Below are 20,673 nucleotides of genomic sequence, written 5' to 3' on the forward strand. Positions count from 1 at the left end.
GCCCGTATATCAGGCATCAGCCATTACCAGATCGCTTGCTTTTTCACCGATCATAATCGCCGGTGCATTTGTGTTGCCACTGACGATTTCCGGCATGATCGAGCAATCCGCGACGCGCAGATTCGATATTCCATGGACCTTCAATTTTGCATCGACAACCGATGTCTCGGCCTGTCCCATCGCGCAAGTACCGGTAGGGTGATAGATTGATGCTGTGTTCGATCTGGCCCAATCCAATGTACCTTCATAGTCGTCAAGGCTCAGCTCTGCCGATGGTCGAAACTCCTCAGAAATCTTCGAGGCAAGTGGATTCTGTTTGGCGATCCGCCGGGCGATGTTCACCGCATCTACCATGGTACGGCAATCAGTTTCTGTCGATAGGTAATTCGGTATGATTTTGACGTGCGTGGATGGATCAGCGCCGTTTAACTTAAGCTCTCCGCGGCTTTCCGGGCGCAACTGGCAAACAGACATTGTGAAGGCTGAAAACGGGTGCACGCCCTCCCCCGGGCTATCGGCGGACCAGGGTTGAACATGGAATTGAATATCTGGCGTTTCGACATCTGGGCGGGTTTTTATGAACCCTGTGGCGAGGCTGGCCGCCATGGTCATCGGTCCTGCGCGGAATAGGGCGTATTTCAACGCAATACGCGCTTGATTGAATAGACTGCGCACCTCATCATTCAGTGTAGGTTCATTGCATTTGAAGACCAGCCGAGCCTGAAGATGATCCTGAAGACCTTTGCCAACACCCGGCAGCGCGTGCAGCGGTACAACGCCGTTTTCCTTGAGGTGATCCGGGTCTCCGATCCCTGACAACATCAAAATCTGGGGCGAGTTGATCGCACCACCCGACAGGACAATCTCGCGTCGCACTTTCAGAGTGTGCTCCACCCCAGATCTATCACGGTACACTAACCCGACGGCCTTCTTGCCGTCCAGGATCACGCGCGATACCAAAGCTTTGGTGATGATGTTCAGGTTTTGGCGATCGCGAATGGGCTTCAGATAGGCGACAGCAGCACTACAACGGCGACCATTGCGCGTGGTCAGCTGAAAATACCCAACGCCCTCTTGTTCGGCGCCGTTATAGTCGGGATTAAAGGGGTAGCCTTCGGCCTGCGCGGCGGCGACCCATGCGTCACAGATTGGGCGCTGAATGCGCATGTTCGACACAGACAATGGCCCGCCAACACCGTGGAACTCATCCACGCCCCGTTCCTGATCTTCGCTGCGTTTGAACAAGGGCAACACATCGTCCCAGCCCCAGCCTTCATTGCCCATCTGGCGCCAACGGTCATAGTCTTCTTTTTGTCCGCGGACATATAGTAGCCCGTTCAGCGAAGATGAGCCACCTAAGACTTTGCCGCGCGGCCAGTCGATGGACCGACCGTTCAGGCCGGGGTCGGGTTCGGTGCGATAACACCAGTCGACTGACGGATTGTGCATCGTTTTGAAGTACCCAACAGGAATGTGAATCCACGGGTTTGTATCGCGCCCGCCGGCCTCTAGCAGAGCAACTGTGCTCTTGGGATCAGCGCTGAGCCGATTGGCAATAACGCAGCCCGCAGACCCCGCGCCAACAACCGCATAATCCACTTCCATGACTGCCTCCTCCCAAAGTCGCTGAAAAAAACTCTATGCAAGATGCAAGAATTATACTAGCATTTTTTGATACAAATAGTCTCATTATTTGCGATCAGGGAGGTAAGCAATGGAGATTGGTCAGAAACTAAGTGGTATTTCGCGGCGGGATTTCTTCCGTGTGGCCGGACGCTATGGCATGAGCTCGACGCTGCTAGCAGCAGGCGGGTTCGGCGGCGCGATGAGCCTGGCGAATTTGGCGCAAGCCGCTGAGTCAACCTATGAAAAGCGCTTTTCAAAAGAGCCGAAGCACACGCTGAAATTCGGCGCTTCTGGCTTCAACACCCGCAACCTTCTGATCGAACGCGCCGGAGCCATCGAGTTTGCGCGTGATCTGGAAGAGCGTACGGACGGTGAGATTCGCATTGAGTTCATCGGCGATAACCAAATCTGCGGTCAGCTGAGCTGTGTCGAGAAGACTCAGCAGGGTATCGTCGACATCTATGCAGCCTCAACTCAGAACTCTGCAGGTGGCGCACCCTATCTGAACGTGTTGGACTATGCCTATATGTTCCCAAGCCGCGCAGCGCAGTATCACTTCTTCTACAGCCCCGCGAGCCAGCGCATCCTGCGCGATCCGCTTGAGAAACGGCATGGGCTGAAATTCCTGTTCACCCATTGCGAGTTGCGTGGTCTGCAAATGGGTTCGAACTTTGCCGACAAGCCAACCGTTACCAAGCTGGAAGAACTGTTTGGCACAAAAAACCGTGTAACAGGTACACAGCTGGGCCGGATTGCCATGCAATTGCTGAATCTGAACCCTGTGCCTGTCGCTTGGGAAGAAACCCTGGACGCGTTGAAGACCGGCCTAATTGACGGGGCCGAGACATGGGCCTCAGCCGTGGCCTACGCCAACATGGCACCGGTGGTTTCACAGTCGGTGAACCTGAAGTTCTTCTGCGGTACCGAGCATACCTCGATGTCGGCCAAGGTGTTCGACAGCCTGGGTGGTGATTTGCAGGACGCAGTCATGGAGTCCTCGTATTTTACGCAGGCTCTGATTCAGGGCGCCAATGAAGCTGCATTGTTGAACACGGTTGGCTTCTCAGAGCCGCAATTGCCGAATACGATCTTCGCCGAGAACGGCGTCCGCCCGGCTTTCCTGCCAGACGACCAGATCAAACTGGCCGAAGAGATGTGCGCGCCCAACTACAACCCTGAGCCTTGGGCGCAGTGGCGTGAACGTCTGAATAAATGGGCTGGTGGCATCGATACGTATCAGGAAATCTACGACATCGCGCGTGAAATTCCGGCTGACACTCTGCCCGAAAATGTCGAGCCACGCCGTTGGTGGATGGGCCAAGCCTAATTTAAGCTCTTCAAGAACCGGCCCGTTTGGGCCGGTTCCACAAAACACCGACTGGGAGGACGGGGCTCATGTCATTTTGGGCAGACATAGGCGCTATCTTTAGCGCTCTTCTCACCTTTGATTCATTCGAGATACAATCTGCACTGGAATCCGACGCGACATGGGTTTTGGGCGCAATCGTCGCGGCCTTGGGTGGGCTTCTCATCATGTGGATTTACCGGAAAGTTCCCTTTGTCGAACGCCATTTTGAACGGTCCGTGATGGTCTATTCCTACCTGGCGATTGCCTTCATCATCTTCTGGGGCGTGATTGATCGATTTGTGTTCAACGATCAAGAACCCTGGTCAACGACCATTCCGCCCCTGCTGTTCATGGTGATGGCATGGTTCGGTGCCTCCTACAATGTTCGCCTGCGTACACATCTGAGCTTTAGTGAATTCCGCACCTCCATGCCCCGCGCCGGTCAACTGGCCTGTTTGATCCTGGATGCGGTCCTTTGGTTCATCTTCGCAGTGATCGTCATCGTGACCACCACGCGGTTGGTGGCGCTGTCGGCTTCGAACTTCCAGATTGTCCTGGGGACTGACAACATTATGCAGTGGTGGTTCCTTCTGGCCGCACCGCTTTCGTTCTTTCTGATGGTTGGACGGGTGTTTCAAAACCTCGCCGACGATCTGCACAATTGGAAAACAGGCGAGCCGCTGATCAAGCAAGCCGTGATCGGAGCAGACTGATGACAGATGGAACCATGGTTACACTGATCTCGCTGGGGGTCACCTTCCTTTTCATGCTGGGCGTGCCCGTTCTGCTGGTCATCGGCTACTGGGTCATCGGCTGTTCCTTTGTCCTTGGCCTGACGCTGGACAACATGGGCGCAGAGCTTCTGAATGTTTTCAATAAAGGCTTTGCCCTTCTGGCGATGCCCCTCTTCATTCTGACCGGTGACCTGATTAACAAGTCTGGTATCGCCCGAAGGCTTAGCGACTTCGCCTATGCCTGTCTCGGTTGGATACGTGGCGGGCTTGCGATGGCGTCACTGGGCGCTTGCGGATTGTTCGCTGCAATCTCGGGATCAAATTCCGCAACCACCGCTACGATTGGTTCCATGTTGCACCCGGAGATGGTCAAGGGTGGTTATGACGAACGGTTCAGCGCGGCAACCGCTGCGGCGGGCGGCACGGTGGGGATTATCATTCCTCCCTCGATTATCTTCATCGTCTACGGATTCCTGATGAACCTGCCGATTTCTGAGCTGTTCGTCGCAGGTATCCTGCCCGGCGCGCTGATGGTCTTTGGCATGCAGTTTGCCTGCTGGATCATCTGCCGCATGAATGGCTGGGGCCACTTGATCCCGCTGCAACTGAACCGGGTGCTAAAAACCGCGTTCGGAGCTTGGCTTGGCTTCTTCGCCATTGGCCTGGTGCTGTGGGGCATCTACACTGGCAAATTTTCCCCTACTGAGGCGGCGGGCGTGACCGTAGGTTTCTGCGTCATTGCGGGCCTCGTCAGCTATCCGATCAACCGCATCATGGGTGCACGGAACGACATTTCACCCACCGAAAAAACCTTTGCCGAGATGTTCGTGGTCGAAGGGTTCACGATTCCAGAAATCCCTTCGATCGTGATCCGATCGGCTCAGATCACAGGTATCCTGGCACCACTGATCGCAATTTCAGTCGTGATGCAGCAAATCCTGTCTTTGCTTGGCGCACAGGAGACTATCGGCAATTTCGTAACCTCAATGGGTGGCTATTACGCAGTTCTGTTCACCTCAATGGTAATCGTCTTCTTCTCGGGTATGGTGCTGGAAAGCCTGCCGGTCACGATTATCTTGGCCCCAATCTTGGCCCCCATCGCGGCCTCGGTTGGCATTGATCCGATCCACTTCTCGGTGATCTTCCTGGTCGGCGCGTCCATCGGCTTCATCACACCCCCTTACGGGTTGAACCTGTATGTCGCTTCAGGTGTGACCGGAGTGCCCTATTTCCGGCTGCTCAGATACACCGTGCCTTATCTGGTATCTTTGCTGTCAGTATGGATTTTGGTTTCACTTGTGCCCGATCTGGCCTTGATCCTGCTGCCAAATAACTAGACTGTTGCGGGATGGCCCTGACGGAAACACAAGAAAAAGAAACTCAGATCCCGACCAACTTGCGCCTTCTCCTCATACTAGAGGAGGTGGCGCGGCGCGGGGTTGCCGTAAAACCATCTGATCTTATCGACGCATTGGGATTGGCAAAACCAACGGTCCACCGCCTGCTTCAAACCGCCGAGGCCGAAGGGTTCCTACAGCGCGATCTGGATGGCCGCTCATACGGCCCCGGCCACCGGCTAAGGTTGCTTTCAGTCAATACGATGTCTTCCGAGCACCTGCGTACGGCGCGTCTGGCGATCTTGCGCAGCGTGGCCGAACAAGTGGGTGAAACCTGCAATCTCGCCACCCCGGACCGTGAAGGCATGATCTATCTGGACCGGGTCGAAACCAAATGGCCTTTGCGCATTCAATTGCCCGTCGGTACACAAGTGCCGTTTCATTGCACCGCCAGCGGAAAGATGTACCTTTCCACATTGCGGCAAAAGACACTGGACGGCTTTCTTTCCGCCGGCAATCTGCAACCGCAGACCGAACGCTCGTTGACCGATCCCGACGCTTTACGCACAGAAATCCAACGTATCGCCGGCAACAGGTATTCCACCGATGATGAAGAGTTCATGACCGGGATGACTGCTCTTGCGGTGCCTGTTCAGGATGGGCAGGACAGGTTGGTTGCAACACTTTCCGTTCATGCGCCAACTCAGCGTCATGACGTAGAAAGCCTGATGTCTTTCTTGCAGACTTTGCAGAAAGGCGCGGCTGATCTTTCGGCGCTTCTGGCAGAATGATCCATTTCATAAATACCCATCACGACGCCAGTTGATCTACTGATTTGTCAACGTGAACCGCTGATGGGCCTGATCCACCGATCTGATACGGTGCAGATCAATCGCCGCAATCGATGAGCGAAAGGCCATCAGTTTTGGTTTCATCATCTTTTGACAAACCGACTCAAACGCCAGCAAATCGGAAAATTTCAAAGCCACATATCACGTATACCAGTGTCGCGTTTACAGCTGTGCCTAAAATGTTTCGCTGTCTTTGACAGATTGCATTGAGACATGGGTCGACGTGCTGGCGACGTTAGGCAGGGACGAGATGGTTTTTCCCAGCACTTCGCGAAATGTCCTCATGTTCGATGTACGGATCTTGATCAAATAATCGAATGCCCCCGCAATCATATGGCACTGTTCAACCTCTGGCACCTTGCGCACCGCTGCATTGAAAGCGGACAAAGCGGGCTCGGTCGTATCGGACAGCTTGACCTCGACAAAGGCCACTTGCTCCAGGTCCATCTTGGCCGGATTGATTACGGCCTGAAAACCAAGGATGATCTCATCTTCCTGCAAGCGTTTCAGCCTGATCTGGCATGGGGTTTTTGATAAACCAACCCGCACAGACAACTCTGTAACAGGTATTCTGCCTTCCCGCGCAAGAATCGCAATGATTGCGCGATCATGGCGATCTAATTGCCTATTCTTGCCCGATATTTCCACCATTATGCCTGCTTATTTCAGCAATTTCAGTACTTTTTTCTACCTTTTTGCCTTTCTTTAGGCAACACGAATTCTGGAACTCTGATATCCTACGCGGCAAGCGTCAAAGCGCAAAGAACTCAGGAGAGCTGCAATGTCAGAGTTGGCTACAATCAGGAACCGAATTCGCCAGAACCATTTGCGTGACGAATCCGAGGTTCTGAGAGAACTCACCCAAGCGGCTGAACTGACAGCATCTGATCGTGCAGCAGCACGCAACCGTGCAATTGCTCTGGTGAAATCGATCCGGGCCGACGACAAACCCGGCTTGATGGAGGTCTTTCTGGCCGAATACGGCCTGTCCACCAGCGAAGGCGTTGCCCTGATGTGTCTGGCCGAGGCGCTGTTACGCGTGCCGGATGCAGATACGATCGACGCCCTGATCGAAGACAAAATTGCACCTTCGGCCTGGGGCCAGCACCTTGGCAACTCCTCTTCCTCACTGGTCAACGCGTCGACATGGGCGCTGATGCTGACCGGCAAGGTTCTTCAGGAAGGCAGCGGCCTTGTTGCGACCCTGAAAGGCGCCGTAAAACGCTTGGGTGAGCCGGTGATCCGCGCGGCTGTCGGACGTGCGATGAAAGAAATGGGGGCTCAATTCGTTCTGGGTCAAACCATCGAAGAGGCGGTTAAGCGCGGCGAGAAGAAAGAAGCGCAGGGTTACACCTATTCTTACGACATGCTGGGTGAGGCTGCACTGACGGCAGCAGATGCAAAGGGGTTCTTTATCGCCTATCAGGACGCCATTGCCGCTCTGGCACGGGAATGCCGCTCCAAGGATATTCGCGAAAACCCGGGCATCTCGATCAAGCTGTCAGCGCTGCATCCCCGCTATGAAGTTGGTCAGAAAGACCGGGTCATGGCCGAGCTGGTGCCGTTGACACTGAAACTTGCACAGCAAGCGAAATACGCCGGCATGGGCCTGAATATTGACGCGGAAGAGGCTGACCGGCTCGACCTTTCGCTTGACGTGATCGAAGCCGTTCTGCGTGATCCATCGCTGGCAGGCTGGGATGGCTTTGGGGTTGTGGTTCAGGCCTACGGAAAACGTGCGTCTCATGTGCTGGACTGGCTGAACGCGCTGGCCACCGAACTTGATCGCAAGATCATGGTGCGTCTGGTCAAAGGCGCCTATTGGGACACCGAAATCAAACGGGCACAGGTCGAAGGGCTTGGCGGGTTCCCCCTGTTCACCCGAAAAGCAGCAACCGATGTCTCCTATATCTGTTGCGCCAAAAAACTGCTTGAGATGACGGATCGCATCTATCCGCAATTTGCCACGCACAATGCACATTCGGTCGCGGCCATTCTGGAAATGGCTGATGACAAGCGCGCGTTTGAATTCCAGCGCCTGCATGGCATGGGGGATTCACTGCACGATCTGGTGCTGGAAGGCGAAGGCACCCGCTGCCGTATCTATGCTCCGGTTGGCGCGCATCGCGATCTTCTGGCCTATCTGGTCCGCAGGTTGCTGGAAAACGGCGCAAACTCTTCCTTCGTAAACCAGATCGTAGATGAGGCTGTTCCGGCCGAAGCCATCGCCACCGATCCGTTCGAAACAATTGCCACCCCCGACCGCAACTCATCTGTGCTGATGCCGAATGCCTTGTACGGGACCGAACGCCCGAACTCGCGCGGTTGGGATTTGCATGACACAACCGATCTGGCAGAGATTGAACAGGCCCGCACCCCCTTCCGAAACACCGTTTGGAATGTCGGCCCGATCATCGAAGGTGAGGTCACCGGTGACCGCGTTCTTGACGTAATCAACCCGGCTGATCACGCGGACAAGCTGGGAACTGCAAAGCAGGCCGCTGCAGAAGACATGGAAACAGCGCTGAGCGCGGCAAAGGCCTGGAGCGCGGATGCCCAAACGCGCGCAGAGGTTCTGAATAAGACTGCGGATCTGTACGAGGAGAACTTCGGCGAAATCTTCGCAGCCCTGACCCGAGAAGCCGGTAAAACCCCGATGGACGCCATTGCCGAGCTGCGCGAGGCCGTCGATTTCCTACGCTACTACGCAGCGCGCGCATTGGAGCTGAACCGCCCGGCGCGCGGGGTGATCGCGTGTATTTCGCCCTGGAACTTCCCTCTGGCGATTTTCTCGGGCCAAATCGCGGCGGCACTTGCAGCAGGTAACGGCGTGATTGCAAAACCCGCCGAACCGACGGCAATCATCGCCTCAATCGGAGTTCGCTTGATGCATCAGGCGGGTGTGCCTATCAGCAATCTGCAATTGATCCCCGGCCGTGGTTCCGTTGTCGGCGCCAAAATGACGTCTGACCCCCGCGTCAACGGTGTGTGCTTCACAGGCTCGACCCTCACCGCCCAAACCATCAACCGCGCAATGAGCCAAGAAATCGAACCCGGCGCCCCGCTGATCGCAGAAACTGGCGGGTTGAATGCGATGATCGTCGACTCCACGGCGCTGCCCGAGCAAGCGATCAAGGATATCGTCGCATCGGCGTTCCAATCCGCTGGTCAGCGCTGTTCGGCCCTACGTATCCTCTATGTTCAGGAAGATGTCGCAGATACGGTTCTGGAAATGCTCTATGGCGCGATGGACGAATTGGTCATCGGCAACCCATGGGATCTACGTACAGATGTCGGCCCTGTCATCGAAAGTGGTGCTCAGAAAGAAATCCTGGACTATATCGAAGTCGCACGCCGTCAGGGCCGTGTCCTCAAACAGCTTGCTGTTCCCGACACAGGCACATTTGTGCAGCCCACCGTTCTGCGCGTTTCGGGTATCGGCGACATGGAAAAAGAGGTCTTTGGCCCGGTCATGCATGTCGCGACCTTCAAAGCCTCCGAGCTGGACCAGGTTGTCGATGCGATCAACCAAACCGGGTTCGGTCTGACCTTTGGCATGCATTCGCGGATTGATGATCGGATCGAGCAGGTCACATCGCGTGTGAACGCAGGCAACATGTACATCAACCGCAATCAGATTGGCGCGATCGTTGGATCGCAGCCGTTCGGGGGCGAGGGTCTTTCAGGAACCGGGCCAAAAGCAGGTGGCCCCTCCTATGTGAGGCGCTTTACCCAAGGCACGTCCAGCCAGCTTCCAGCCGAAACCGGAACCATGGCATCGCTAGCCGATGTTCAGAAGGCGATTGACGCAACGGCGACCCCCGAAAGGCTGGCGCTCAGTACTTCTGAATTACCCGGCCCAACCGGAGAATCCAACGTTCTGTCGACCTATGGTCGTGGTAAGGTTCTGTGCTTGGGGCCAAATCTTGTCGCCGCGCAACAGCAGGCGTCGATTGTTCGCGCACATGGCTGCGCTCCGATCACGGTCGCACCCGGTGCACAAGGCATCGGCGCAATAGACGGTGTACTCGACCCGGCTTCTCTTACTGCGCTCCGTGGCTTTGACCTCGTCGTTTACTGGGGATCAGAGGCTGAACAGCGTGCCATCAGAAAAGCGCTCGCAGATCGCGACGGCGCCCTTATCCCGTTGGCCACTGAGAGCGATTTCGGCGAACGTTGCGTAGTGGAGCGCCACGTCTGTGTCGACACCACGGCCGCAGGCGGCAATGCAAGCCTACTTGCAGAGGCCAGCTGATGTTTGTGTTCTAAGGCGGCTAAAGCTGCGGCAATACTCAACAAAGACGATAGATAATCACGCGCCAGACCTAACTCTGTCTGGCACGTGATCCGCGATATTCACAACGCCAAGGTTGAACATTAGTCGCCGTCAGCAACCCCTTTGGCGCGCGCGACGGCCCGACGCTGACGGTAGCTTGGAAGCAAAACCAGTATGACGGCGATCGCCAGAAGCCCTAAAGTCATCGGCCGCTCCCAGATAAAGCCCATGCCATCATAAAGCTGCATTGCACGCGAAAAGTTGTTTTCCAGCAGCGGCCCAAGGATGAACCCGATCAGCAGCGGCGCCAGCGGATAGTCTGCAAAGCGCAAGATCGTCGCGCAGACACCGAAGCCGACCAGTATCAGCAGCTCTGTCGCGTTGTTCTGCCCGATATACGCCCCCATGAGCGTAAAGAACAAAATGAAGGGGATCAGGAAATTGCGCGGCACCGCCAAAACCTTGGCGATGTAAGGGATCAGCGGCAGGTTCAGGATCAGCAGAACCAGATTGCCCAGATACATCGAAATGATGACGGCCCAGAAAATCTGCGGCTCATCGATCATCAGCCGTGGGCCCGGGCTGACATTCAGGGCGATCAAAGCCCCAAGCAGAATAGCGGTTGTGCCCGACCCGGGAATACCCAGCGTCAACAAAGGCACAAACGATCCGGTACAGGCGGCATTGTTGGCACTTTCCGGTGCGGCAATGCCTTTGATCTCACCCTTGCCAAAGCGTTCTTGTTCTTCCTTCGGTGCGATATTCCGTTCGACCGCATACCCAAGAAAGGATGCAATGGTCGCGCCTGCCCCTGGCAAGACGCCAATAAAGAAGCCTTGAATTGATTGGCGTCCAATCACGGGTGCAATCTTCTTGGCCTCTTCCCGGTCGATGCGTAGATTGCTGATCTTGCCGCTGTCACCATCGCCGGTTTTGGACCGATTAGGATCAAGCACCAGGTAAATCGCCTCGGGCAAGGCAAACATGGCCATCGCAAGCGTAATGAAGCCAAAGCCAGATTGCAGGTCCATGATCCCCATGGTGAAGCGGGGCGCATTGAACAGAACACCTTCGCCCACCGTGGCCATGATCAGACCCAAAAACGTCATCAACAGCGCTTTGCCAACCTGTCCTGTACCGGCAAATGCTGCAATGGCGGACAAGCCGACGACCATTAGCGCAAAATACTCCGAGGAATGGAATAGCAACGCCACCGAGGCCAAAGCTGGGGCAAAGACCATCAACAACACAGCCCCAATCGTACCACCCGCAAAGGATGAGATCGCGGCAACGGTCAGCGCCTTACCCGCTTGGCCCGAACGGGCCAGCGGATAGCCATCGAAACTGGTGGCCACAGTCGAAGCCACCCCCGGCGCGTTGATCAAGATTGACGAGGTCGACCCCCCAAAAACAGCGCCGTAATAGACCCCTGCCAATAGGATCAGTGCCGCCGACGGGTCGCCAATGGTGATCGCCACCGGGATCATGATCGCAATGATCGACATCGGCCCCAAACCCGGCAACATGCCAATAAATGTTCCGATCAGACATCCACCGATCACCATCAGGATGTTTGTGAGTGTAAAGGCCGTTGCGAGGCCTGTCATAAGTCCCTCAAGCATATCAGCCTCCGTTTGCCATAGCGGTCAGAAATCCGGGGAACGGGCTCAGGAAAATCCCAAGCACCACATCAACAAGATACCAGACAACACCGGCGGCGACGCCGCCGACAACAGCCATCAGTACGTATCGCCGTTCTCCCAATATGAAACTGCCAATGCTTAGAAACAGGAAGGTCGACGCCAGAAACCCTAGAGGGCGCAGCAGCAGCGCGTAGGCTACCATCAGCGCCAGTAACATGACCGCTTGGCCGACCTTGTATTCATGCAGTTTCGCAAGGTTGATATCTGTGGGTTTTTCTTTCTCGGGCGTCTTTTCCAAACCCAAAATGATCGAAATGGCCATCAGAATGGCACCGATAACCAGCACCTTGGGAAAGCTGGATGGCCATATCGGGCTGCGCCGCATGATTGGTGGCAGCAAATCATCCATGGTAAAAAAAGCCGCATAGCCATAGGCCAAACAGATCAAAAGAATGATAAGCGCAATCCAGCGATCCAGTGCCATTTCATCCCCTCCCCAAATTGCTATAGGCGCCCGACTCTGGGTCGGGCGCCTGTCTTAGCTGTGAACAGTCGATTTAGAGGAAGCCAAGCTTCTTCATCAGATCACCGATTTCCTGTTCCTGCTGCTCCAGGAAGGTGCGGAAGTCGTCACCGTTGTTGTGGATGTCGACCCAGCCGTTGCGATCACGAACTTCGACCCATTCCGGCGTTCCGTACATCTGGGTCAAAGCGTCCTGATAAGCCGCCAGCTTGTCGTCAGGCAGACCAGGGGCTGCGAAGAACCCACGCCAGTTGACGAACGAGGTGTCGTTGCCCTGCTCTTTCATGGTCGGAGCATCTGGATATGCGTCTACTCGATCATCCGAGGTCACGCCAATGATGCGCACCTCACCGGCCTTGGCCAGTTCGACCGCTTCGGAGAAGCCGGTTGAGACTGCCTGAACTTCGCCCGACAGCAGGCCTGCCATGGTGGCACCACCGCCATCATACGGGACGTATTTCATGGCCACTGGATCAGCGCCCGCCGCCTGGAAAACCATGGCTGCAACCAAATGGTCCATCCCGCCGGGAACTGATCCGCCACCAACCGCTGTCGAATTTGGATCAGCATTGAACGCTTCGATCAACCCATTCAGGTCCTGAATAGGCCCGTCCGCCGCAACCACCAGCGCCGCATAGTCACCGATCGTTCCGGCCACAAGCGTCAGATCGCGGAAGTTCTGTGGGAACACACCTGTCAGCGATCGGATCACGATGGGCGTTGAGTTGACCATCAAGGTGCCGTGATTGCTTTCTGCGTTCTCAATCAGATAGCCGATGGCCTTACCGCCACCACCGCCCGACATGTTTTCATAGCTCGCAGTTCCGACCAACCCTGACTTTGTCAGCGCCTCGCCAGTACCTCGGGCTGTACCGTCCCAACCGCCGCCAGCGCCGCCAGGAATGAGAAAGTGAATGCTGTCCACGACTTCCTGCGCTTGTGCAAGCGTCGGCATCCCCAGCGACATCGCTGCCACCGCAGCAGCCGCAAAGGTCCGGCGTGTAAGTTGAAGTTTTGCCATTGTTTCCTCCCATTGGTTGGCATTTCGTTATTTTTATTAGATCGGATTCTGTGCCACCAGAATTCCGTCTTGATCACAGTAGATGTATTGCCCCGGCTCAAACAGCGTTCCTCCGAAGGCGACAGGAACATTAATTGCCCCAATGCCGCTTTTGCCTGATCGAACCGGTGTCGTCCCAAGCGCTTTGATCCCAAGGTCAAGACGCGCAAGACATTCACTGTCACGAACCGCCCCGTTTATGACGATCCCAGACCAGCCGTTGGCAATCAGCCGTTCTGCCATCATATCTCCCAGCAATGCCGTGCGCAGTGATCCGCCGCCATCCAGAACAATGACACCGCCATTTCCCTGCAAAGTAAAGAGTTTCTCTTGAACCAGCTTGGAATCTTCAGCCGTGACTGCGGTGTGGATATGCCCCGCAAAGCTTCGTTTTGCTCCATAATCCGTGAACTGTTGCCGCACCGGCCAGAGCTTGTTGGGATGCGCATCGCTCAGGTCTGCTGTGGGTTTATCGTTCGCATTGATCAAAGCGCACCCTCCGCCAATTCGGCCGGATACAGCACCGCACCTTCCATGAGGCGCCTTTGGGTTCGAAACGTTCCGGCAGATATCGCCTCAGGTCCAGATGGACGAGTCTGGACATTCGCAGTGGTCGGCAAATTACCCGACGGGTTGCCGATGCGCAGGTCCTGAGTTGTGGGTTGCGCGATCTTTTGCACCAGCGTGCCCGGTATCTGGGCAGCGACTGCAGCGCACATCGCTCCGGTCAATGTAATGGCACGATGAAAATTCCCCATCGAGACAAGCCGTACATTCACGTCATGGCTGCCCGGTCCATGCGCACGTCCATCAAGGGCCGTGAATGCTTTCGGGGCACCAAGCATGGCGACCTTCGGGCTTGAGCGTTTCACGTCTCCAACAGATGAGGCCATCCCCATCGCCACAGCCCCCGCTGCACGAATTTGTTCTATCAGCGCCATGAATTCAGGATCACCATCCAAATCCTGCGGAGGTTCAGTGGCCGTTTTGTTCAGATCCGCAGCACGGAAAAACACCACCGGATTAGCGGCATCGATCAAAGAGACCTCAAGCGCCCCGAACCCATCAATCTGAAGAACATCAACACCATTGCCAGTTGGCAGCAGCGTCCCGGTACCCGCGCCACCGGGGGCCAGAAAGTCTATTGTTACCTTTGCCCCAGCCCCGGACACACCGGGAATCTCAAACGAGCCTTCTTCCACTGGGTGACCATCGCACACGGGAAAACGCGCGTGATAAATACTGTCGGTATTGGTGCTGTAGATGCGAACAAGTGCTTCGTTTTGATCCGATGCAACCGGAATTATCCCTTCCTGGACAGCGAAGGGCCCTACACAGGATGACATGTTTCCGCAGGCCGAGCCGTAATCGGCAACCGGCTCATCCACCGCAATTTGTACGAAGGTGTACTCCACATCCGCATCGTTCCGGCTCGACGGTTCAACAATCACCACTTTGGACAGCGAAGAAAGCCCCCCGCCCATTCCGTTCAACTGTCGGCCATAGGGGTCCGGGCTACCCAGGACGTGCAGGAATATGCGATCACGCACCGACTGATCCTTGGGCAAATCTGCACCGTTGAACACAACCGCCTTCGAGGTCCCGCCCCGATAGAATGCCGCCCGCAACCGCTCCGCCATCAGGCCGCCCCCGCCAGAAAACCGCGAAACGCGCGCGGCAACAACCCGCCCTCGGCAAAGGTCGCGCGTTCGCCGTCATTATACAGCCGAAGGTCCAGCGGCGTGGTTTGGGTACGACCATCCTTTCGATGGATGGTCAGAGAGGCTGTGTTCAGGTCCTCACTGAAATCGATATCAAAGGTCTCGGACCCGTCCAGTTGCAGGCTTTTGCGGTCTACACCATCCGGGAAACACAGCGGCGCGATCCCCATATTCACAAGATTCGAGCGGTGAATACGTTCGAAACTTTCTGCGATGACGGCACGAATGCCAGCCAACCAAGGGGCTTTGGCCGCTGTGTCCCGGGAGGAGCCGCAGCCATATTCCTTGCCCCCGATAACGACGAGTTTCTGATCCCGGTCCAGATAGGTTTCGATCGCCTTGAAAATCGATGTTACCTGCCCCCCGGGCTCCACCCTGGTCCAGGACCCTTCTTTGTCGGGGGTCATTTCATTGCGCAGGCGATAGTTCGCGAATGTCGAGCGAATAACAACGTCAGAACAACCGCGTCGGGTTCCGAAAGAATTAAAGTCGCGTTGCGCGACGCCTTGTGCCTCCAAAAACTGGCCCGCTTCTGACTCGGGTGTGATGATACCCGAAGGCGAAATATGGTCGGTTGTCACGCTATCACCCAGAATGGCCAACGGGCGCAGATCCCGCAGAGGTTCAAGCCCTATATTCTTGGGGCCGATGTCTTTTACGAAGGGCGGGAAAGAGACATAGGTCGAAGGCTCCCATGCATAGGTCCCTGTCCCGACATCCATGGCATTCCACTGATCGTTAACATCCCCGATGGCCGCGTAATTGTCGCGAAATTCTTCAGGCGTCACGTAGGTCTCAACAATCCGCGCTACCTCATCCGCCGAGGGCCACAAATCATCCATCATCACGGGGTTGCCATCTTGATCGGTTCCCAGCGGTTCGGTTGTGATGTCTTTAAGGATTGTTCCCATCAAGGCGTAGGCCACAACCAGAGGCGGCGAGGCGATCATGTTTCGCGATGCGAGCGGGTGAATCCGCCCGGCAAAATTCCGGTTTCCTGACAAGACCGCAATGCCTTTGACATCATGTGCCTTGATCGCCTCTTCATGCGCGGGCTCAAGGGGGCCGGACATCCCATTGCAGGTCGAGCAGGAAAACGCGGCAACCTCAAAGCCAAGCGCATCCAACGGATCTTGCAGGCCGCTTTCAGACAGGTATTTGGCCACTACGCGCGAGCCCGGCGCCAAAGAGGTTTTGACATGCGGTTTGACAGTCAACCCACGCGCTACAGCGTTGCGGGCGACAAGGCCAGCCAAAACCATGTTTCGGGGGTTCGCCGTATTGGTGCAACTGGTTATCGCCGCGATGATCACATCGCCATCGCCAATATCATGATCCGCATTGGGCACGGGCACTCTGCGCTCGGTCTCACCTTCGAAACTCAGGCGGTCCGTCGCAGCCGAGAGGTCGATCCGCTGTTCAGGGCGCGACGGGCCAGAAACCGAGCGGCCAATCTGATCGAGGTTGAGTTCAACAACCTGCTCATAGTCAACCGAAGCATCCAGACCCTCGACCCACAGGTTCTGCTCTCGGCAATACAGCTCGGCCAGTTTAGCACTGTCGTTACGGCCGGTCTGACGCAGATATCCGATTGTGCGCTCATCCACCGGACAGAATACCATGGTCGAGCCATATTCCGGGGCCATATTGGCAATGGTGGCGCGGTCGGCCACACTCAGTTCAGCATAGCCGCTGCCAAACAGTTCGACGAAGGTGTCAACCACCCCAATCGCGCGCAGCTTCTCGGCGATGACCAGCGCAATATCCGTGGCGGTCACATGGTCTGACGGCTTACCCGTCACCTCAAGCCCGATCACGCGCGGCACGTTTACTGGCGTGGTTTCACCGAACAGCAATGCCTCGGCTTCGAGCCCGCCAATACCCCAGCCCATGATCCCAAGCGCGTTGATCATCGGGGTATGGCTGTCAGTGCCCAGGCTGGAATCCGGGATCAGTATATCCGGGTTCTCATTCGACGGCAGAACCGTCTGCCCAAGATATTCAAGGTTTACCTGATGGCAAATACCCCCTCCTGGTGGGATAACCCTCAGCTTTGGAAACCTGGCCTCACAGGCTTTGAGAAACGCGAACCGTTCGCGGTTCACTTCAAACTCGCGCTCCATGTTCTTGGTCAGCGCAAACTTTTCAGCCCAGTGATTGATGGACATGGAATGATCGATCACCAGATCGACCGGCAAACTCATATCAACCACGTTCGGGTCGCCACCCATCTCTTCCAACCGGTTGCGCATGGCCATGATATCGATCAGCGCGGGAATACCCAGCATGTCATGCAGCAACAAGCGCGCAGGGCGAAACGGAACCGCATCCCCGGCCCGCGCGAGTACGTCCAGCGCAGCGGCCCCTTTTTCGGAATGGCGCGCTGCATTCTCCGCTAAGACCCGCAACGAATAGGGAAGAGTGCGATAGTCACGGCCCAAAAGGGCACAATAGTCCACAACCCGGAACGATGTACTAGCGATTGGTTTGTGGGTGGCGTGTGTCACGGCGGCCTCCAGAATTGCCACCAGGCTAGACAATACCAAAGGGATGCAGCAAGGTTGATCCAGTCTCGTTTCATCTGACAGAACGCTATGTCCTCGAACAGAACGGAATCCGTCGAGCGCGCCATGTCAATCCTAAGCGCGTTTTCAACCCAGCACCCCATCATGTCTCTGGCCGAGTTGGCCGAGGAAACCGGGCTGCACAAAAGCACCATCCTGCGCCTAACGAATTCCATGAGCATCTATGGTTTTATCCAGCGTGACGAGGACGGCCGGTTCAGTGTGGGTCCCAGTGTCTGGCGGCTTGGGTTGATTTTCCGGCGTGATTTCACCAAGCGCGAACACGTCGCACCATCGCTGAAAATACTGGCCGAAGCGACAGGGGAAACCGCCTCTTTCTATGTGCGCTCTGGCAATGAACGCATTTGTTTATACAGAGAAAACTCACCAAACCTACTGCGCTTTCATGTCGAAGAAGGCATGCGCCTTCAACTGTCTACTGGGGCCTCAGGGCTGGTGCTGCGACACTTCTCGGGCGAGGATGTTGGTGACCTGGCGAAGTTCAACAAAAACGGCACAGCCAGTTCTGAAGGCCAAACCAATCCGAACATCTCGTCAGTGGCCACTCCGGTCTTCGATGCCGAAGGGCACCTTATCGGCGCGCTGACGGTCTCGGGTCTGGCCAATAGGTTCGACGCCGAAACAAGGGCAAACACGATCCCGTTGCTTGAAAGTCTGGCGCGCAGCCTGACCACAAGTTGATGGGTTTGTTTCATCTGATAGAACGCCAAGCTGCTCAACTTGCCACATTAACCGGGCTTCGATAGGCATTCAGGTAACGCCACAAGCCGGAGGGCGCCCCGATGATGAACCACGAGATCAACAAAGCTTTCCGCGAACGCCTGAACACGGGCAAAGCGGTTCTGATGCCTGGTGCTGCCAACGCCCTCGCCGCGCGCGTGATCGATCAGCTGGGTTTTGAGGCGGTCTATATTTCGGGTGCGGGCCTGACAAACACCAACTTAGGCATGCCCGACCTGGGCTTTATATCGCTCCCCGAGATTGCGCAGCATACATCGGCCATTCGCAACAGTACCGAACTGCCCATCGTGGTTGATGCAGATACCGGGTTCGGCAATGCCCTGAACGTGCATCACACCGTGCGCACATTGGAGCGTGCGGGTGCCAGTGCAATTCAGCTGGAGGATCAGGTCAATCCAAAACGGTGCGGCCATTTTGCGGGCAAGGATGTGGTCGATCTGGTCGAAGCGCGCAGCCGGATAAAGGCAGCAGTGGACGCGCGTCAGGATCCAAATTTCCTTGTGGTTGCCCGCACGGATGCCTGCGCCACACAAGGGTTCAATGCTGCGATCGAACGCGCCGAGGCGTTCATCGAAGACGGGGCCGACATCACATTTGTCGAAGCGCCCCAAAGCATGGAAGATATTCGCAACATCCCCAGGCGCTTGAATGGCACACCGCAATTGATCAACCTTGTTGTTGGCGGCAAAACCCCAATCGTCGACTTTTCGGCACTGGATGAGATGGGCTACGGCCTTGTGCTATATGCCAATGTCGCGTTGCAGGGTGCATTGAAAGGCATGCATGATGCGCTGTCCCTGCTGAAATCAGATGGTCGGATGGACGAAAACGGACCGGTGGCGAGCTTCGAGGTACGGCAGGGCGCAGTTCAGAAAGCCTATTATGACGAAATGGAAAAGCGATACACGGAATGACATTTCGCACTCCGGTTGCTGACGACGTATTTAACTGCACCGAGCTGCAAGTGTCGTCCTGAATCACCAGTTGCTGCACGCCAAATTACAGACCTACAAGCATATCGGGCAACCAGGTTACGACTTCGGGGAACAGAATGATCGCCACCAGCACCAACATCTGCGCCTCGACAAAAGGCAATACCCCGCGATACATTTGGCCATAGGTCATGTCACGTGGCGCGATTGAGCGTAGATAAAATATCAAAAGGGCCATGGGCGGTGTCAGATATGAGTTCTGGATAAAGACCGTTTCTGAAGGTAAATGCCCTTACTGGCCTCGATGTGCCGCTATGAATTTGCAAACAACACAGTTTGAAGGCGTCTCTGGAACAGATTAGCAGGATTGGCTTGGGCCAGGCACACGCCGGCATTTTGAACGGGCTGCGTTCAGAATTGTCACCTGAGGGTTTGGACTGGGCCGAAACGGCTTGTACTGCCATCTGGAAATAGCGGGGTGTGTACCCCTTCAATTCATCTTTGGGCCTCAACAGCACGCTTTGAGGCAATCATCTCAAGCAACTGTTCCTTGGTCCGCCGGATATGCGAGGTCAAAAGCTCGCAGGCGTCTTCCACCTTGCCGTCCCGGGCCAATTGCAGAAGGTCGCGGTGTTCCATCTTTGCCGGTTCACGCTGTTTCATGACACTCAGATGCATCCTAACATAGCGGTCTGATTGCATATTTATGCGGTCCAGCAGCTCTTGGGTGAGCTTGCGATCCGAGGCTGTATAAAGCGCCGAGTGATATTCGTGGTTCAAAATTCCCCATCTACTGACGTCGTTGTCGTCGTAAGATGTTTCCATCTGCTTAAGAATTTCTTCACAGCGGGCGAAGTCGCTGGCATCCATTTTGGGGATGGATCGGCGAAAAAGGTCGACTTCAATCAGGCTGCGCAGATCGAATATCTCTCCGATTTCACTGAGGGAATGTTTGGTGACCGACCCGCCACGATTGTTGGTCCACTGAACAAGACCTTCAGCATTCAGGCGTTTCAACGCCTCTCGGATCGGCATCCGGGACACGTCATAGTCTTCGGCCAGCGCCTCTTGTCGAATTGTTTCGCCTTCTGCCAGCTCGCCGCTGAGGATACGTTCACGCAGGTCATTTGCGATGACGTCTGGAAGGCTTTGCCTTGTGATCGCGCGTTTTCCCGCCATTTCCGCCCTTGCCCAGTTACGCTCTGAAGATACGCGTAGCGACTAGTGGTGGTTTTTCCAAGCAAAGCCGCATATCCGGTATCCTCGCATAGCTTTGAATATTCTAGCTTTTATTTT

General features: G+C 55.7%; 17 protein-coding genes. 7 read left to right on the plus strand and 10 right to left on the minus strand.

The window, feature by feature from the left end; translation table 11 throughout:
* Positions 1–9 precede the first annotated feature (9 nt).
* A complete protein-coding gene (locus ACR0DH_RS13380) occupies positions 10–1,605 on the minus strand; it encodes a GMC family oxidoreductase (RefSeq protein WP_480549786.1) in 1,596 nt (531 codons plus the stop codon).
* Positions 1,606–1,714: 109 nt separating this feature from the next.
* On the opposite strand from ACR0DH_RS13380, the gene ACR0DH_RS13385 reads away from it, so the two are divergent.
* The 4 genes from ACR0DH_RS13385 (at position 1,715) to ACR0DH_RS13400 (ending at position 5,836) form a co-directional block, all read left to right on the plus strand.
* Entirely contained in the window at positions 1,715–2,953 is a 1,239-nt protein-coding gene (locus ACR0DH_RS13385) for a TRAP transporter substrate-binding protein (protein WP_480549788.1), read from the plus strand.
* 68 nt (positions 2,954–3,021) lie between these two features.
* On the plus strand, positions 3,022–3,687 hold the full coding sequence (locus tag ACR0DH_RS13390) for a TRAP transporter small permease (protein ID WP_480549790.1): 666 nt from the start codon (positions 3,022–3,024) through the stop codon (positions 3,685–3,687).
* Positions 3,687–5,045, plus strand: coding sequence for a TRAP transporter large permease (locus ACR0DH_RS13395; protein WP_353009741.1), 1,359 nt, complete (start codon positions 3,687–3,689; stop codon positions 5,043–5,045). The genes ACR0DH_RS13390 and ACR0DH_RS13395 overlap by 1 nt, the downstream gene beginning before the upstream one ends.
* Positions 5,046–5,056: 11 nt before the next feature.
* Entirely contained in the window at positions 5,057–5,836 is a 780-nt protein-coding gene (locus tag ACR0DH_RS13400; RefSeq protein ID WP_480549792.1) for an IclR family transcriptional regulator, read from the plus strand.
* 234 nt (positions 5,837–6,070) lie between these two features.
* Here the strand turns inward: ACR0DH_RS13400 and ACR0DH_RS13405 are convergent, their stop codons facing one another.
* A complete protein-coding gene (locus tag ACR0DH_RS13405; protein ID WP_480544563.1) occupies positions 6,071–6,547 on the minus strand; it encodes an Lrp/AsnC family transcriptional regulator in 477 nt (158 codons plus the stop codon).
* A 130-nt stretch (positions 6,548–6,677) separates the two neighbouring features.
* Between ACR0DH_RS13405 and putA the strand changes: the two genes are divergently transcribed.
* A complete protein-coding gene (gene putA / locus ACR0DH_RS13410) occupies positions 6,678–10,151 on the plus strand; it encodes a bifunctional proline dehydrogenase/L-glutamate gamma-semialdehyde dehydrogenase PutA (RefSeq protein WP_480549794.1) in 3,474 nt (1,157 codons plus the stop codon).
* 122 nt (positions 10,152–10,273) lie between these two features.
* On the opposite strand, the gene ACR0DH_RS13415 is transcribed toward putA, so the two are convergent.
* The 6 genes from ACR0DH_RS13415 to acnA form a co-directional block, all read right to left on the minus strand.
* Positions 10,274–11,794 (minus strand): tripartite tricarboxylate transporter permease, encoded by a 1,521-nt coding sequence (locus ACR0DH_RS13415; RefSeq protein WP_353009730.1) that lies wholly within the window; start codon positions 11,792–11,794, stop codon positions 10,274–10,276.
* Between the two features lies 1 nt (position 11,795).
* Complete coding sequence (locus ACR0DH_RS13420) at positions 11,796–12,299, minus strand: tripartite tricarboxylate transporter TctB family protein (protein WP_480549796.1); 504 nt, start codon at positions 12,297–12,299, stop codon at positions 11,796–11,798.
* 73 nt (positions 12,300–12,372) lie between these two features.
* Positions 12,373–13,359, minus strand: coding sequence for a tripartite tricarboxylate transporter substrate binding protein (locus ACR0DH_RS13425; protein WP_480549798.1), 987 nt, complete (start codon positions 13,357–13,359; stop codon positions 12,373–12,375).
* 36 nt (positions 13,360–13,395) lie between these two features.
* Positions 13,396–13,887 (minus strand): ribonuclease E activity regulator RraA, encoded by a 492-nt coding sequence (gene rraA, locus ACR0DH_RS13430; protein ID WP_480549800.1) that lies wholly within the window; start codon positions 13,885–13,887, stop codon positions 13,396–13,398.
* A complete protein-coding gene (locus ACR0DH_RS13435; protein WP_480549802.1) occupies positions 13,884–15,038 on the minus strand; it encodes a PrpF domain-containing protein in 1,155 nt (384 codons plus the stop codon). Before ACR0DH_RS13435 ends, rraA begins: the two co-directional genes overlap by 4 nt.
* The gene (gene acnA / locus ACR0DH_RS13440; protein ID WP_480549804.1) at positions 15,038–17,626 is read right to left on the minus strand and encodes an aconitate hydratase AcnA; all 2,589 of its coding nucleotides are present in this window, start codon (positions 17,624–17,626) and stop codon (positions 15,038–15,040) included. Before acnA ends, ACR0DH_RS13435 begins: the two co-directional genes overlap by 1 nt.
* Before the next feature lie 87 nt (positions 17,627–17,713).
* On the opposite strand from acnA, the gene ACR0DH_RS13445 reads away from it, so the two are divergent.
* Together ACR0DH_RS13445 and ACR0DH_RS13450 are read left to right on the plus strand one after the other, a co-directional pair.
* Positions 17,714–18,385: an IclR family transcriptional regulator gene (locus ACR0DH_RS13445; protein ID WP_480549806.1), complete on the plus strand. Its 672-nt coding sequence runs from the start codon at positions 17,714–17,716 to the stop codon at positions 18,383–18,385.
* Positions 18,386–18,486: 101 nt separating this feature from the next.
* Complete coding sequence (locus ACR0DH_RS13450) at positions 18,487–19,359, plus strand: isocitrate lyase/PEP mutase family protein (RefSeq protein ID WP_480549808.1); 873 nt, start codon at positions 18,487–18,489, stop codon at positions 19,357–19,359.
* Between the two features lie 85 nt (positions 19,360–19,444).
* On the opposite strand, the gene ACR0DH_RS13455 is transcribed toward ACR0DH_RS13450, so the two are convergent.
* The gene (locus ACR0DH_RS13455; RefSeq protein WP_480544773.1) at positions 19,445–19,642 is read right to left on the minus strand and encodes a TRAP transporter large permease subunit; all 198 of its coding nucleotides are present in this window, start codon (positions 19,640–19,642) and stop codon (positions 19,445–19,447) included.
* 230 nt (positions 19,643–19,872) lie between these two features.
* Complete coding sequence (locus tag ACR0DH_RS13460) at positions 19,873–20,556, minus strand: GntR family transcriptional regulator (RefSeq protein ID WP_480544553.1); 684 nt, start codon at positions 20,554–20,556, stop codon at positions 19,873–19,875.
* Between the last annotated feature and the right edge of the window lie 117 nt (positions 20,557–20,673).

The organism is Ruegeria sp. I1, from assembly GCF_056532675.1.

Coding starts and splice junctions, on each gene's coding strand:
- ACR0DH_RS13415 (WP_353009730.1), bottom strand. CDS start 11,794: ATGCTTGAGGGACTTATGACAGGCCTCGCAACGGCCTTTACACTCACA.
- ACR0DH_RS13395 (WP_353009741.1), top strand. CDS start 3,687: ATGACAGATGGAACCATGGTTACACTGATCTCGCTGGGGGTCACCTTC.
- ACR0DH_RS13435 (WP_480549802.1), bottom strand. CDS start 15,038: ATGGCGGAGCGGTTGCGGGCGGCATTCTATCGGGGCGGGACCTCGAAG.
- ACR0DH_RS13400 (WP_480549792.1), top strand. CDS start 5,057: ATGGCCCTGACGGAAACACAAGAAAAAGAAACTCAGATCCCGACCAAC.
- ACR0DH_RS13390 (WP_480549790.1), top strand. CDS start 3,022: ATGTCATTTTGGGCAGACATAGGCGCTATCTTTAGCGCTCTTCTCACC.
- ACR0DH_RS13450 (WP_480549808.1), top strand. CDS start 18,487: ATGATGAACCACGAGATCAACAAAGCTTTCCGCGAACGCCTGAACACG.
- putA (WP_480549794.1), top strand. CDS start 6,678: ATGTCAGAGTTGGCTACAATCAGGAACCGAATTCGCCAGAACCATTTG.
- ACR0DH_RS13405 (WP_480544563.1), bottom strand. CDS start 6,547: ATGGTGGAAATATCGGGCAAGAATAGGCAATTAGATCGCCATGATCGC.
- ACR0DH_RS13380 (WP_480549786.1), bottom strand. CDS start 1,605: ATGGAAGTGGATTATGCGGTTGTTGGCGCGGGGTCTGCGGGCTGCGTT.
- ACR0DH_RS13425 (WP_480549798.1), bottom strand. CDS start 13,359: ATGGCAAAACTTCAACTTACACGCCGGACCTTTGCGGCTGCTGCGGTG.
- ACR0DH_RS13420 (WP_480549796.1), bottom strand. CDS start 12,299: ATGGCACTGGATCGCTGGATTGCGCTTATCATTCTTTTGATCTGTTTG.
- ACR0DH_RS13385 (WP_480549788.1), top strand. CDS start 1,715: ATGGAGATTGGTCAGAAACTAAGTGGTATTTCGCGGCGGGATTTCTTC.
- ACR0DH_RS13460 (WP_480544553.1), bottom strand. CDS start 20,556: ATGGCGGGAAAACGCGCGATCACAAGGCAAAGCCTTCCAGACGTCATC.
- ACR0DH_RS13445 (WP_480549806.1), top strand. CDS start 17,714: ATGTCCTCGAACAGAACGGAATCCGTCGAGCGCGCCATGTCAATCCTA.